The sequence below is a fragment of the Cupriavidus taiwanensis genome (assembly GCF_900250115.1).
In the GTDB taxonomy this organism is placed as follows: Bacteria; Pseudomonadota; Gammaproteobacteria; order Burkholderiales; family Burkholderiaceae; genus Cupriavidus; species Cupriavidus taiwanensis_B.
Window position 1 is genome coordinate 1955578 of sequence record NZ_LT984804.1, and the last position, 13204, is coordinate 1968781.

14 protein-coding genes are annotated in these 13204 nt (G+C 68.6%); 4 read left to right on the forward strand and 10 right to left on the reverse strand.

Going from position 1 to position 13204, the window contains the following annotated elements:
* Positions 1-19 precede the first annotated feature (19 nt).
* The 7 genes from CBM2586_RS25525 to CBM2586_RS25555 form a co-directional block, all read right to left on the reverse strand.
* Positions 20-727, reverse strand: coding sequence for a GntR family transcriptional regulator (locus CBM2586_RS25525; protein ID WP_115690569.1), 708 nt, complete (start codon positions 725-727; stop codon positions 20-22).
* A gap of 72 nt (positions 728-799) precedes the next feature.
* Complete coding sequence (locus tag CBM2586_RS25530) at positions 800-1801, reverse strand: 2Fe-2S iron-sulfur cluster-binding protein (protein ID WP_115663978.1); 1002 nt, start codon at positions 1799-1801, stop codon at positions 800-802.
* A 27-nt stretch (positions 1802-1828) separates the two neighbouring features.
* A complete protein-coding gene (locus CBM2586_RS25535) occupies positions 1829-2308 on the reverse strand; it encodes a GlcG/HbpS family heme-binding protein (protein ID WP_013953475.1) in 480 nt (159 codons plus the stop codon).
* A gap of 27 nt (positions 2309-2335) precedes the next feature.
* The gene (locus tag CBM2586_RS25540; protein ID WP_115690571.1) at positions 2336-3781 is read right to left on the reverse strand and encodes an aldehyde dehydrogenase family protein; all 1446 of its coding nucleotides are present in this window, start codon (positions 3779-3781) and stop codon (positions 2336-2338) included.
* 25 nt (positions 3782-3806) lie between these two features.
* Complete coding sequence (locus CBM2586_RS25545) at positions 3807-4538, reverse strand: TenA family transcriptional regulator (protein WP_115690573.1); 732 nt, start codon at positions 4536-4538, stop codon at positions 3807-3809.
* Positions 4539-4713: 175 nt separating this feature from the next.
* A complete protein-coding gene (locus CBM2586_RS25550) occupies positions 4714-5646 on the reverse strand; it encodes an ornithine cyclodeaminase family protein (protein WP_115690575.1) in 933 nt (310 codons plus the stop codon).
* Positions 5647-5712: 66 nt separating this feature from the next.
* Entirely contained in the window at positions 5713-6468 is a 756-nt protein-coding gene (locus CBM2586_RS25555; protein ID WP_373424272.1) for a sulfite exporter TauE/SafE family protein, read from the reverse strand.
* A gap of 380 nt (positions 6469-6848) precedes the next feature.
* Here CBM2586_RS25555 and CBM2586_RS25560 point away from each other — a divergent pair, with 380 nt between their 5' ends.
* Genes CBM2586_RS25560 through CBM2586_RS25575 form a run of 4 tightly spaced genes read left to right on the forward strand, consistent with a single transcriptional unit; the run spans position 6849 to position 9441 of the window.
* Positions 6849-8387, forward strand: a complete 1539-nt coding sequence (locus CBM2586_RS25560) for a hypothetical protein (RefSeq protein ID WP_115690577.1) — start codon at positions 6849-6851, stop codon at positions 8385-8387.
* A gap of 55 nt (positions 8388-8442) precedes the next feature.
* A complete protein-coding gene (locus CBM2586_RS25565) occupies positions 8443-8778 on the forward strand; it encodes a 2Fe-2S iron-sulfur cluster-binding protein (protein ID WP_115690579.1) in 336 nt (111 codons plus the stop codon).
* A 1-nt stretch (position 8779) separates the two neighbouring features.
* Positions 8780-9142: a ferredoxin gene (locus CBM2586_RS25570; protein ID WP_115690581.1), complete on the forward strand. Its 363-nt coding sequence runs from the start codon at positions 8780-8782 to the stop codon at positions 9140-9142.
* A complete protein-coding gene (locus tag CBM2586_RS25575; protein WP_115690583.1) occupies positions 9139-9441 on the forward strand; it encodes a 2Fe-2S iron-sulfur cluster-binding protein in 303 nt (100 codons plus the stop codon). The genes CBM2586_RS25570 and CBM2586_RS25575 overlap by 4 nt, the downstream gene beginning before the upstream one ends.
* A 38-nt stretch (positions 9442-9479) precedes the next feature.
* Here the strand turns inward: CBM2586_RS25575 and CBM2586_RS25580 are convergent, their stop codons facing one another.
* The 3 genes from CBM2586_RS25580 to CBM2586_RS25590 are packed head-to-tail and all read right to left on the reverse strand — an operon-like array spanning position 9480 to position 13123.
* Positions 9480-11198 carry a cobaltochelatase CobT-related protein gene (locus CBM2586_RS25580; protein ID WP_115690585.1) on the reverse strand — a complete coding sequence of 573 codons (1719 nt, stop codon included), beginning with the start codon at positions 11196-11198 and terminating at the stop codon, positions 9480-9482.
* Positions 11195-12217 (reverse strand): AAA family ATPase, encoded by a 1023-nt coding sequence (locus tag CBM2586_RS25585; protein WP_115690587.1) that lies wholly within the window; start codon positions 12215-12217, stop codon positions 11195-11197. The genes CBM2586_RS25580 and CBM2586_RS25585 overlap by 4 nt, the downstream gene beginning before the upstream one ends.
* A 57-nt stretch (positions 12218-12274) precedes the next feature.
* The gene (locus CBM2586_RS25590) at positions 12275-13123 is read right to left on the reverse strand and encodes an IclR family transcriptional regulator (RefSeq protein WP_115663960.1); all 849 of its coding nucleotides are present in this window, start codon (positions 13121-13123) and stop codon (positions 12275-12277) included.
* Between the last annotated feature and the right edge of the window lie 81 nt (positions 13124-13204).

Sequence of the window (13204 nt, forward strand, 5' to 3'; positions counted from 1 at the left end):
AGCGGGGCGCAGCCTTTGTTCAGGCCGCCTGCGCCGCCCCCTGCCCGTCCACTGGCAGGTCAGCCGCCTTGGCGGCGCTGTAGACATGGCGCGCGGCCAGCAGCGCGGCAAGGTCGGCGTCGCCGGCAATCACGGCCTGCAGGATCTGGGCGTGCTCGTCCCAGTTCTGGCGCGCGCGCACAACGTTGGCGGGGCCGAACAGCACGGCGGTGCGCTCGCGCAGCGAGCGCATCATTTCCTGCAGCACGCTGTTCGCGGCGATGGTGCCGAGCACCTCATGGAAGCGGGTGTTGAGCGCCAGCAGCTCATCCGCGCGGCCCTGTGCGGCCGCTTCCATGCCCTGGCGCAGCACCGTTTCCAGTTCCGCCACCAGCGCCGGGTCGCGCCGCTGCGCGGCAAGCTTGGCGTTGAGGCCTTCCAGCGTGGCGCGCACCTCCACCATCTCGCGCGCGATCACCGGCGACAGGCTCGCCACCGTCGCGCCGCGGCGCGGCTCGATCAGCACCAGCCCTTCGCTCGCCAGCGCGCGCAGCGCCTCGCGCACCGGGATGCGCGACACGCCCAGTTCCGCCGACAGCTTGTTTTCCACCAGCCGCTCGCCTGGCGCGTACTTGCCGTTCAGGATGCCTTCGCGCACCTTGTCGGTGACAAGAGCGAACAGCGGCGAGTGGCTGGCGCCGAGGCTCAGCGGCTCGGCGGGCGCGGCGGAAGACGAAGTGAGGGACATGGGTCGGCAGAGGCGTAAGCGGAAAGGCTGGCGTCATTGTATACCAGCCTTCTTCTTGCATACCGCCATGTCTTAACAAGGGTGCTGGAAGGTAAAGCTATCCGCATAGATGTAGTCCGGACTGGCCCCGTGCGCCAGGAAAGCGGCACGGGCGTCACGGATCATGTCGGGCGAGCCGCACAGGTAGATGGCATGTTCGCTCAGGTCGCCCAGGTCGGCCAGCGCCGCGTCGTGCACATGGCCGCGCCTGCCCTGCCATTCCGCCCCGGCGCGCGAAAGCACCGGAACGTACTGGAAGTCATAGAGCCGTTCGGCCCATGAGGGGATGTCGTCGTGCAGGTACAGGTCCTGCGGCCGCCGCATGCCCCAGTACAGCGACACCGGCGGGCAGTCGGGATCGCCCATCAGCGATTCCAGGATCGCCTTGATCGGCGCCAGCCCGGTGCCGGTGGCCACCATCAGCAGCGGCCGGTAATCGCGGGCCCGGTAGAAGAAGTTGCCGAGCGGCAGTTCGACGTCGATCGCATCGCCGGCCTGCATGCGCGGCAGGATGCCGTCGGTAAAGGCGCCGCCCGGAATGCGGCGCACGTGCAGATCGACGCGGCCGTCGCGTGGCACAGAAGCCATCGAAAAACTACGCGCGAGCCCGTCGGCGCTCAGCAGCTTCAGGTACTGGCCGGGGCGGTAGTCGAGCGCGCCAGCGTCCGGCACCTCCAGCTCGACGTGCATGACGTCCGCCGACAGCGGGCGCACCGCCTGCACCACCGCGCGGTGCCGCGCGGGCTCGGCGCAGGCCTCGTCCTCGCGCGCGGTGCTGATGACGAGGTCGGCCTGGGGCTGCGCCTGGCAAGCCAGCGCGTAGCCGGCGGCGGCTTCGTCCGGCGCGAGGCCGAACGGTTCCTCGTCGTAGCGCACCTGCCCGTCGAGCAGGCGGATGCGGCAGGTGCCGCAGCCGCCCAACTGGCAATCGTGCGGCAAGGCGATGCTGGCGCGCTGCGCGGCCTGCAGCAGTGTCTCGCCGCGCTCGACAAAAAAGACCTGCTGCGTTTCGGCGATCTGGATGCGGTACGACATGGAACCTCCGCTGAGACGAACTTGTACTTACTTCTTGATGTCGGCCTGCACCAGCACCTTCAGGTCCTGCGGCGCCAGCAGCTCGGCCAGCGCCTGCAGCGCCGCCAGCCCGGCCTGCGTGTCCTGCTCGCCGTTGCCGCCGGACAGGCCGATGCCGCCGATGACCTCGTCGTTGACCACGATCGGAAACCCGCCGACGAACGCCGCGAACTTGCCCTCGAAGCTCCACTGGATGCCGAAGGCCTCGTTGCCCGGCAGCGCCGGCCCGTTGGGCGGCGTGGTGAACAGGTGGGTGGAGCGCTTGTGGCCCGCGGCGGTAAAGGCCTTGTTCCATGCGATCTGCGGCCCGGTGATGCGGGCGCCGTCCATGCGTTCGAGCGCGAGCGGGTAGCCGCCTTCGTCGACCACGCAGATCGATTCCAGCACGCCGATTTCTTCCGAGCGCCGGATCGCGGCGGCAACCATGTGGCGCGCTTCGCGCAGTTCCAGCTTGATGGCTTTCTTCATGTCTGTGACTCCTTGCGACGGCCGGGCTCAGGCGCCCCGGTAGACCGTCTTGACCTGCGTGTAGAACTCCAGCCCGGTGCGGCCCGACTCGCGGAAGGTCGAAGTGCTCGACCGCTTGACCCCGCCGAACGGCGCGTTGACCAGGTTGCCGGTGGTGGTGCGGTTGATCTTGACCGTGCCCGCCTCGATGTCCGTGGCGAAGTGGTGGATGTAGCGCGGGTTGCTGGTGACGATGGCCGCGGCCAGGCCGTACTCGGTATCGTTGGCCTTGGCGATGGCGTCGGCATAGTCCGTGAAGCCGATGATGGCGATCACCGGCCCGAAGATCTCCTCGCGCGCGATCCGCATCGGTTGCGTCACGTCGGTGAATACCGTCGGCGCGACGTAGTAGCCCTTGTCGAAGTCAGCACCGGTCAGGCGCGTGCCGCCGCACAGCAGCGTTGCCTCGGCCTTGCCGATGTCGATGTAGCGCAGCACGGTTTCCAATTGCTTGGGCGAGGCCAGCGGCCCGAGATCCATCCCCGGCGTCATGCCGCTGCCGACCTTGAGTGTGGCGACTTTCGCCAGCAGGCGCTCGGTGTATGCGGCCTTGACCGACTCGGCCACCAGCACGCGGCTGGTGCCGGTGCAGGCCTGCCCCGACAGCGAGAAGCCACCCTTGATGGTCAGGTCGACGGCGCGATCGAGGTCGGCGTCTTCCATCACGATCAGCGGGTTCTTGCCGCCCAGTTCCATCTGCGTGCGCGTGGTCAGCGGCGCGGCGCGGTGGATCTGCTCGCCGGCGCGCGACGAACCGGTGAACGAGATCGCGCGCACGGCCGGCGCCTCGGTGATGGTCGCGCCGATCTCGGTGGCGCTGCCGGTGATGAAGTTCAGCACGCCCTTGGGCAAGCCGGCCTTGATCAGTGCCTCGGCCAGCCGGTAGCCCGACAGCGGTGCCTCTGACGACGGCTTGAACACCACCGTGTTGCCGGTCACCAGCGCCGGCGCGATCTTGCGCGCGGGGATCGACACCGGGAAATTCCACGGCGCGATCACCGTCACCACGCCCAGCGGCTCGCGCTGGCTGTAGACGAGCTGGTCGGGGTCGTCGTTCGGATACACCTCGCCGGTGAAGGTCTGCCCTTCCACGGCATAGAAGCGCAGCGTCTGGACCGAGCGCAGCACCTCGTCGCGCGCCAGCGCCAGCGCCTTGCCTTCCTCGCGGGTCAGTTCGGCGGCGATGCTGTCGGCGTTGGCTTCCAGGTGCTCCGCCGCGCGGTTGAGGATGGCGGCACGCGTGCCAACCGGGGTCTTTCTCCAGCCGGCAAAGGCCGCCGCCGCGGCCGCCACGGCCGCCTGCGCGTCCACCGCGGACGACGCCTGGAAGCGGCCCACGATGTCGGCGGTGTCGGCCGGGTTGACGTTGTCGAAGGTGCGGCCCGACTGGCAGGCCGTCCATTCGCCGTCGATATGGTTCAGGAATATGGTCATCGTCGGTGCGGATGCGTGGCGCCGCTCAGGCGGCCATGTCCAGTTCGGGCAGCGGCAGCTCCTTCTCGACATAGTCGTGATAGAGCGCGGTCGTGTACAGCAGCCGCATCTGCGCGCCGATCTCGCAGATCTTCAGGCAGCGCTGCTGCAACTCCGGCGTATTGGCGTGCTCCAGCACGATCTGGTAGCCGCGCTCGCCGTGGATCTCGTCCGAGACGATATGCAGGTCGAAGAACTCGACCTCTTCGTCAGTGAACTGGTACTTGTCGCGCAGCGTCGGGGTCTGCTTGCGGTAGATCGACGGCACCTGCGACTCCAGTCCGACCACCAGGCCGGCCACGGCCACGATCGGATCCTCGCGCATGGCCACCGCATAGCACCAGCTCTGCAGGCCGCGCGTGGTGGGCGACATGTTGTCCGGGTCGATCACGCGCTCGCGCGTGGTGCCGCAGGCTTCGGCAAAGCGGATCAGCAGGTCGGTGTGGCGGTCGCCGCCGATCTCTTCCTCGTACATGTTGGCGAGCAGGAAATCCTTGGCTTCGGTATAGCGGTCCGGCGTACGGGCGTAGATGTAGCCCAGGTAATCCGCGAACGGGCCGACGTAGTGATAGTGGTTCTCGGCCCAGCGCGCGAGATGGGCGCGGGTCAGCTTGCCGCTGGCCCAGGCCACGCTGAACGGCGCCTTGTTGGCGCTCTTGCCTTTGATGGCTTCTTCAAGGGCGGCACGGAAATCTTCGCGGTTCATCAGTTCGGCCATGACGGGGCTCCTGGTTGGCGATGTGGGGCGATTCGGTGGGTTGAATGCCGGGCCCGGGTCGCAGAGAGATCGGCCTCGGCATATTTGTATACTATATACAGTCAATCAGCGACGACAAGGGTTGTGTTGACTAATCACATCAGTGTTTACCCGGCGCTGGAGCGATCGGCGCTGCTCACGCGGCGCGGCGCTCCACCCCGCCGGCGATGCGCGACCAGGCGAGGCCGGCCAGCGCCACGTCTTCCAGGCCCACGCCGACCGACTTGTAGATCACGATGTCCTCGTCGCACTGCCTTGGCGACACCTTGCCGAGCACGACGTCGGCCAGTTCGACGATCTTTTCGGCTGGCAGCGCCTGCGGATCGGCCAGCACGATATCGCCGGCCTCGCGGATCGACTGCGGCCGCCACTCCACCACTACCGCGGCGGCGCGGCGCAGCGCGGCGTCATCCAGTTCGCGCGTGTGCGGCAAGCTGGAGCCGATGGCGGCCACGAAGGCGCCCGGCCGGATCGACGCGCCGGCGAACAGCGGCGTGGTCGCGCGCGAGGCCGTGACGATGACGTCGGCCTCGGCCACCGCGGCAGCGGGCTCGGCCACCACAACCGGGATGCCGCACTGCGCCGACAGCCGCGCAGGCATGCCGGCGTCCGCATGCGGATCGGACACCAGGATGCGTTCCAGCCCCAGCGTGGCGCTGAGCTGGCGCGCGTGCTGCGCGCCCTGCGTGCCGGCGCCGAACAACGCCAGCGTGCGCGCACCGGGACGCGCCAGCCTCTGCGCGGCCAGCGTGGTGCACGCCGCCGTGCGCAGGCGCGTAATGGCGCCGGCGTCGAATGAAGCCAGCGGGCGGCCGTCGTCGGTCGAGAAGATCAGGATGACAAAGGAGAACTGGCCGTTGATGGTGGTGTAGACCTTGGCCCCGGCCACGCCCTGCCGGGGGATCACCGCCCCCAGCGTGGACAGCTTGACGCCGCCGGCCTCGGTGCGGATACGCTCCTGCATCGCGGCTTCGCCACGCCCGAAGCTGGAAAACGCCGCCTCCATGACCTGCCGGGCATCTTCCGGGGTGACGTGGGCATCGATCATCGCGTCTGTGATGTGCTGCATGGGAACTCCGCTGGTTGGGTTGATCTGGAAAGCGAAAGAATCAGAGGCGCCGCGGGCGCGGCGTTATCAGGCAAGGGCCGCGCGGCCGAGCACGCCCAGCGCGCCGGCCGCGCACAGGCCCAGCAGCAAGCGGCGCACCGCGGTGGGCGACACGCGCCCGCGCAGCCGGTTCGATAGCGCGAAGCCGGCCAGCAGGAATGGCGCAAGCACCAGCGCCAGCACCAGCTGCGGCAGGCCGAAGCGCCCCGCCAGCGCCAGCATGGCGAGCGACAGCACGGCGCCGCCGGACAGGATGCAGCCCATGGTCGCGCGCATCGGCGCGGGCGCCATATGCTGCATGACCAGCGCGAACGGCGGCGCGCCGGCCGAAGTGATGGTCCCCATGAAGCCGGACAGGGTGCCCGCGACGACCACGTTGCGCGCGCCAGGCAGCAGGCGCCAGCCCAGCAGGCTCAACGCCACGGCGGCGAGGATAGACAGCGAGAACAGCACCGCCAGCGGTCCTGGCGCCAGCCATGCGATGGTCAGCACCGCCGCGGCCCCGCCGAGGGCGCGGCCTGCCAGCGCAAAGCCGGCGATGTCCCAGACGATGGCCTCGCGCTCGCGCAAGGCGCCCATCAGCGACAGGCAGCAGCCCATCGCCAGCAGCGGCCCCGGCACCAGGTCCGGGAAGAAGATCGCGCCCAGTGGCGCCGACAGCATGGCAAAGCCGATCCCACCCACACCCTGCAGGCAGGCGCCCGCCAGGGTGAGCGCCCCCATCGACAGGTAGTCCGGGACGGACAGGCCGGCGGGCAGCAGCGAAAGCAATGTGTCGGTCATGGCGGAAGGCAAGGTGGCGAGGCCTGGTTGACGGACGGCCGGGCTGGCTTGGAGCACGGTCCGGGCCTGCGGGCACGCGTCCTGCACATCTCGCCTCGCTTGTCAGGCCAGACTCTATTTAACGGTATACAGTCTACATATCGATGTGATGCCGAGCAACCGGATTGGACCGTCATGCACCATCGAAAGGAGAGCGAATCAGGCCAATTCCCAATAAATGTGCGGTCTTGAGCGAATCTGCACCGCCTTCGTCTAGGCGTAATTCCGGATGAGAAATCGCTTGGCGCGGCAACACGCTGGAATATAGTATACCGAAACGGATACCAGCGCAGTCAGATGGATCCGCCCCCCACAAACCCCTCCGCCCCCAGGGAGTCTTCATGTCACAACAAGTCGTGATCGGTGCCGCGCACTGGATCTATCTGTCAGGGGTAGCAGTCATCGTGCTGACGATGATCCTGCGCGCCAATGTTGTCGTCCCGTCGATCGTCGGCACCGCCCTGGTCGTCTTTGCGCTGACCGGCAGCCCGGTGTCAGCGCTGGGCGGGGTGTTTTCCGCGAGCCTGGTTGCCGCCAAGGAGCTGTTCAATATCTTCCTGGTGATCGCCTTCATGACGGCGCTGCTCAATGCGCTCAAGACGCTGCGCTCCGACATACGCATGGTCGAGCCCTTCCGCGTGGTGATGAAGAACGGGCATTCGGCCTTCTTCATCCTGGCGGGCATCACCTACGTCATCTCGCTGTTCTTCTGGCCGACGCCGGCCGTGCCGCTGGTCTCGGCCATCCTGCTGCCGGCCGCGATCGCGGCGGGGCTGCCGCCGCTGGCGGGCGCGATGGCGATTGCCATTGCCGGGCAAGGCATGGCGTTGTCGTCGGACTACGTGATCGGCGTCGCGCCGGGCATCAGCGCCAAGGCCGCCGGTGCGGCGGTCAGCGCCGCCGTGGTGGCCGACCGCGCGCTGGCGCTGTCGATCATCACCGGCAGCATTGCGCTGTGCCTGGCCTACCTGTCGATGCGCAAGCACATCGTGCCGGCCTGCGGCACCCTGCTCGACCGCTGGCAGGCGCAGGCCGGCGGCACCGCCGAGGCGATCGACGGCGGCATCACCTTCGACAAGGCCGAGATCGCCAAAGGCACCGCGCACACCGAACCGCTCGCCACCGACAGCAATATCGAGGCAAGCCTGTCGATGGTCGCCAGGCGCCGGGTGAAGTGGTCGAAGTGCTTCGCCATCGTGACGCCGGTTGCTTTCCTCGCAGTGGTCGCCGTGATGGTGCTGCCCAAGCTCGGCGCGGGGGTGCAGGATCTCAAGGGCGGCGACGCGGCCGCGCTGGTCGGCGGCGTCGCGGCGGTGCTGATGATGCTGGCGACGCTGGCGGCCGAAGGCCCGCGCCGCATGCTCGACGTCTGCCCGGAGCACATCACCGATGGCTTTGTCTTTGCCTTCAAGGCGATGGGCTCGGTGCTGCCGATTGCCGGCTTCTTCTTCGTCGGCGCCGGCGAGACCGCCGCGCAGATCCTCGGCCTGCCGCCGGGCAAGGCACCGAGCCTGCTGTTCGAGCTGATCCAGGCCTACCAGCACATGATTCCGGACCACCACGTGCTGGTCGCCTTCGGCGTGCTGCTGGTCGGCATGATCACCGGCATCGACGGCTCCGGTTTCGCGGGCCTGCCGCTGACCGGCACGCTGGCGGGCGCGCTCGGGCCAGTGGTCGGCTTCGACCCGGCCACGCTCGCCGCAGTGGGCCAGATGGGCGCGGTCTGGACCGGCGGCGGCACGCTGGTGGCTTGGTCATCCTTGATCGCGGTGGCAGGCTTCGCCCGGGTGCCGGTGCTGGAAGCGGTGCGTGCGCTGCTGATCCCGGTGCTGATCGGGCTGGGCTGCTCCACCGTGGCGGCAATGGTGTTGTGGTCGTAGGCGCCCGCAAGCATCGCTACCGAAGCCATTTCCCTGACTTTCCCCAGACCTGACGATGCCCAAAGTCACCTTCCACAAGCTCGGCGAGACCTTTGTCGACGAGGTCAAGCCCCAGACCAACCTGGTTGTCCGCGCCGGCATCCGGCAGTTCCCCTACCCCAACCTGCGCTACGAGTGCGGCATGGGCAAATGCTCCAAGTGCGCCTGCCGCGTGCTCGCCGGGGCCGAGCACCTGCCGCCGCCCAACTGGAAGGAAAAGAAGCAGCTCGGCGACCGGCTGGAGCAGGGATACCGGCTGGCGTGCCAGCTGTGGATCGAACATGACATCGAGCTGGCGCAGGATGATCTGCCGGCGCCCGCCGCGCTCGCCACGGCAAGCGCCGGAGCCTGACATGTTCGTGCTGCTCACCAGCCGCCCCGGCCAGTTCCGCACCGAACCGACCGACGGCATGACCGCGGTCGAGGCGTACGACTATGTCTTCTACGGCAAGCGCACCGCTCGCTTCGTCATTGCCGAGCTGGCGGCCGATACAGCCGATACCAAGGTACGGGTGCAGGAGGAAACCCCGCCCGGCATCGTCAACCTGGTATCGACCAAGTTCCTCGACAAGTACGCCACGCTGGAGGCCGCCCGCGCCGCGCTGCGCGAGCTGGCCAGCTTCGGCAGCATGGACATCGCCCTCGTGCCCACGCCGGTCGCCGTGGGGGGCGGTCCTGAAGCCTCACGCCCGCACGCTACGCATTCATCGCCATGATCCAGATCACCTTCCTCACCAACCACGGCAAGACGGTCAGCGCGCCGGTCAACAGCAACCTGCTGCGCGTGTCGCTGCGCGAACAGGGCGGCATCCCCTTCAAGTGCGGCGGCGGCCTGTGCGGCACCTGCAAGTGCCGCATCGACAAGGGCCGCGAACATACCGACGCGGTCAAGCCGAAGGAAAAGAAACTGCTGACGGACGACGAACTCGCAGCGGGCTTCCGGCTGGCTTGCCAGACGTTCATCGAGGGCGATATCGCGGTGTCATGGCAGCCCCGGGAGGCAGTGCGCGCCTGAGTTCGGCACTGCACTGCAGCCCTTGCCGCGCGCGGCACTCAGCGCCGCCGCGCGGCGATCAAGCCCGCCACCTCATCCAGCATCGCCATATCCACCGGCTGCGACAGGTCCAGCGCCAGCGTGTGCCGGTAATACGGGCTGAGATCCAGCCCGACCCCCAGCCCCAGCACTTCCACGTCGCGCAACGCCTCGTGCCGCGCCACCACGGCCTTGAGGTGGTTGTCGAGATAGCAGGCATCGTTGGCCAGCCCGGTGGCGGTATCCATCGGGCTGCCATCGGACACCACCAGCAGGATGCGGCGAGTCTTGCCGGTGGCGTGCAGCCGCGCGCAGGCCCATTCCACCGCCTCGCCATCCACGCCTTCGCGGAACAGGTCGGCCTTGAGCAAGGCGGTCATGTCGGTGCGCGCACGGCGCCAGCTGCGCGCGGCGTCCTTGAACACCATGTGACAGGTTTCGTTGAGCCGGCCAGGGTGCGCCGGCCGACCGCGCGCGAGCCAGTCGGAGCGGGCGCGACCGCCGTTCCAGGCGTTCGTGGTGAAGCCCAGCACCTCGGTGGCCACGCCGGCCTGGTCGAGGGCGCGCGCGAGCAGGTCGAGCAGCAATGTCAGCGACTCCGCCCGTGCCTTCATCGATCCCGAGCAGTCCACCAGGAAACCCACCACGCAATCCGCATGCGCCTTGTACGCTTCGCGGCGGAACAGGCGCCGCTCGGCGGGCGAGCTGACCAGCTGCGCCAGCCGGCGTCCGTCGATGCGGCCGCTTTCCTCGCCGAAGGACCAGCCATCGACGCGCGGCTGCGCCAGCGCGGCGCGCAGCTTGCGGGCCAGCCGCGCCACGTTGACGCCGGCGCGCGCGATGCGCGCGTCGAGCCGCGTGCGGTACTCGTCGAGCAAGGCACGGCGCACCAGCGTGGCGGCGCGCACTTCGCGGTCGTAGCGGGTGGTGAAGATGCGGTAGCCATCGGCAGCGTCGGCCAGCACGCGGCTGTGGCCGCTGTCGGCGAGCGCGAAGGCTTCGGCCGCCGGCTCGTCGAAATCGAGCCACAGCGCAAAGCCCGCGCGTGCCGATGAAACGGCGTTGCCGTCATCCTCGCCTGCACGCGGCGCTTCGTTGCGGACCATGTCCGCGACGGCACGTGCCAGCGCCAGCGCATGCACGGCAAACGCGGACTGGTCGTGGCGCTGCGCGCGCAACCCGGCCAGCGCCGTGCCCAGCACGGGAACGATGGCGGCGCGCGTGGCCTCGATCAGGTCTTCGGTGTCTTCCAGCACCGGTTCGCCGCTCAGCCGTGACCACGCCACCTGCGCCACGGTATAGAGCAGGATGCCGAGATGGCCTTCGGTCAGTCCCGAGCGATGGAACGCGCGCGACCACGCCATGAAGCGATGCCGCAGATTCGCTGCCACGCCGGCCATGCCGCGCGGCAGGTGGGTTTCGCAGCGCAGTTGCTCGAGCAGCTCGAAGACCAGGCGCTCGACCGGGTCGGCGGGACAGAAGCTGTGGTGCAGAGCGGCGTCGGAATGCGCCTGCCGCAGCGCGGCGCCGTCGGCGGCGCCGCGCAGGCAGACCGCCGTGTCGGTGTCCGGATCGGTGCGCAGGTGCGGCGCATGCTGCGGCACCGGCCGCATCGCACGCCAGAGCCGGCCATCGCGGAAATGCAGCGCCGCGTCGCCGGTCAGCGCGCGCACGGCGGCGCCGGAGAGCTCGTCCTGGCGCTGGCGCCGGCGCAGCTGCAAGGCCGACGCCGTGCTCATGGCGCGGACTCCGATGCGGCCGCGACCGTCGCCGTGTCGCCGGGCAGCTGCCCGAAGCAGCGCTGGTAATACTCGGCCACGACCGGCCGCTCGGCCTCGTCACACTTGTTCAGGAAGGTCAGCCGGAACGCCAGGCCCGGATCGCGGAAGATCTGGCAGTTCTCGGCCCAGCTGATCACGGTGCGCGGCGACATCAGCGCCGACAGGTCGCCCGCCGCAAACCCGCGCCGCGTCAGCCCCGCCATGGCCACCATGGCGTCGACCAGCGCGCGGCCGGCGTCGTTGTCCAGTTCGGGCACGCGCGCCAGCACGATGCCCGCCTCTTCCTCATGCGGCAGGTAATCCAGCGTGGCGACCACGTTCCAGCGGTCGATCTGCGCATGATTGAGCAACTGGGTGCCGTGATAGAGCCCGTTGACGTTGCCGAGCCCCACGGTATTCGACGTGGCAAACAGGCGGAATGACGGATGCGGCCGGATCACCCGGTTCTGGTCGAGCAGCGTGAACTTGCCGTCGCGCTCCAGGATGCGCTGGATCACGAACATCACGTCGGGCCGGCCCGCGTCGTATTCATCGAAGATCAGCGCCACCGGCCGCTGCAGCGCCCACGGCACGATGCCTTCCTGGAATTCGGTCACCTGGCGCCCGTCGCGCACGACGATGGCGTCCTTGCCGACCAGGTCGAGCCGGCTGATATGCCCATCCAGGTTGACGCGCACGCACGGCCAGTTGAGCCGCGCCGCCACCTGCTCGATATGGGTCGACTTGCCGCTGCCATGCAGCCCCTGCACCATCACGCGCCGGTCGCGCATGAAGCCGGACAGGATCGCCAGCGTCACCTCCGGCTGGAAGCGGTAGGCCGGGTCGATCTCCGGCACGTGGTCGTCGCGCTGGCCGCACTCACTGAAGGCCGGCACCATCAGTCCGGAATCGATGCCGAACACCTCGCGGACCGGAATCATCCGGTCCGGCTTGCCATACTGCTCTTGCGTCACCTCATGCTCCTCGTTGGTCGCCATGCCTTTTTTCATATTGGCACCGCGACCAGCGGGGCAACCCGCGTGACGCCGTGCGCGCTATTCGTCCTCTTCGGCGCTTTCGGCGCTTTCCGCGCCGCCTTGCCAGCTGCTGGCGCTGTCGGCCTCGATCGCCGCCAGCGCGCTGGCCGCGCGCTGCAGCGCGGGCAGCAACTGCACCACCTTGTCGCGCGCCACGCGCATGACCGGGGCCTGCAGCGCAAGCCCGAGGTTGGACTTGCCGCCGTCCGCGGCCGGCACCAGCACGCCGATGCAGACCAGCCCCGGCAGGAATTCCTCGTCATCCAGCGCGTAGCCGTCGCGCTTCACGCGCTCCAGCTCCGCTTCCAGCTGCGCGTGGTCGGTCAGCGTGTTCTGCGTGTAGCGCTCCAGCTCCGCATGCGCCAGCAGCCGCTGCCGCTGTGCCGGCGCCAGCTGCGCCAGGAACAGCTTGCCGGTGGCCGAGCAGTGCGCCGGCACGCGCGAGCCCGGATGCAGGTAGAAGCGCAGCGGCGCCGCGGTTTCCACACGGTCCAGGTACAGCACCTCGCCGCCCGAGAACGCGGTCAGGTTGCAGCTCTCGCCCACCTCTTCCACCAGCCGCCGCAGCACCATGTGGCGCGCGCCGTGCGAGGTGCTGTTGAGCAACAGGTTCTCCGCCAGCCGGCGCAGCCGCAGGCCGGTGCCGTATTGCCGCCCGTCGCCGTTGCGCTGGATCAGCCCCGCTGCCTCGAGCTGCTGCAGCATGCGGTGCAGCGTGGGCTTGGGCAGGCCGGTTTCTTCCACCAGCGCCTGCAGGTTGAAGGACTGGTCCTTCTCCGCGATGACTTCGAGCAGGCCGAACAAACGCAGTGCCGGCGTGTCTCCGTCGGGCTTGGCGTCACTTTTGGCGAAGCGCATATCGTTCATGCCTGGCTCCATCATAGGTAAGTTTCATTTTCAGAGTCAAATCATATCAATTATCGAAACTTCTGGTTGACCTTCCGCCGA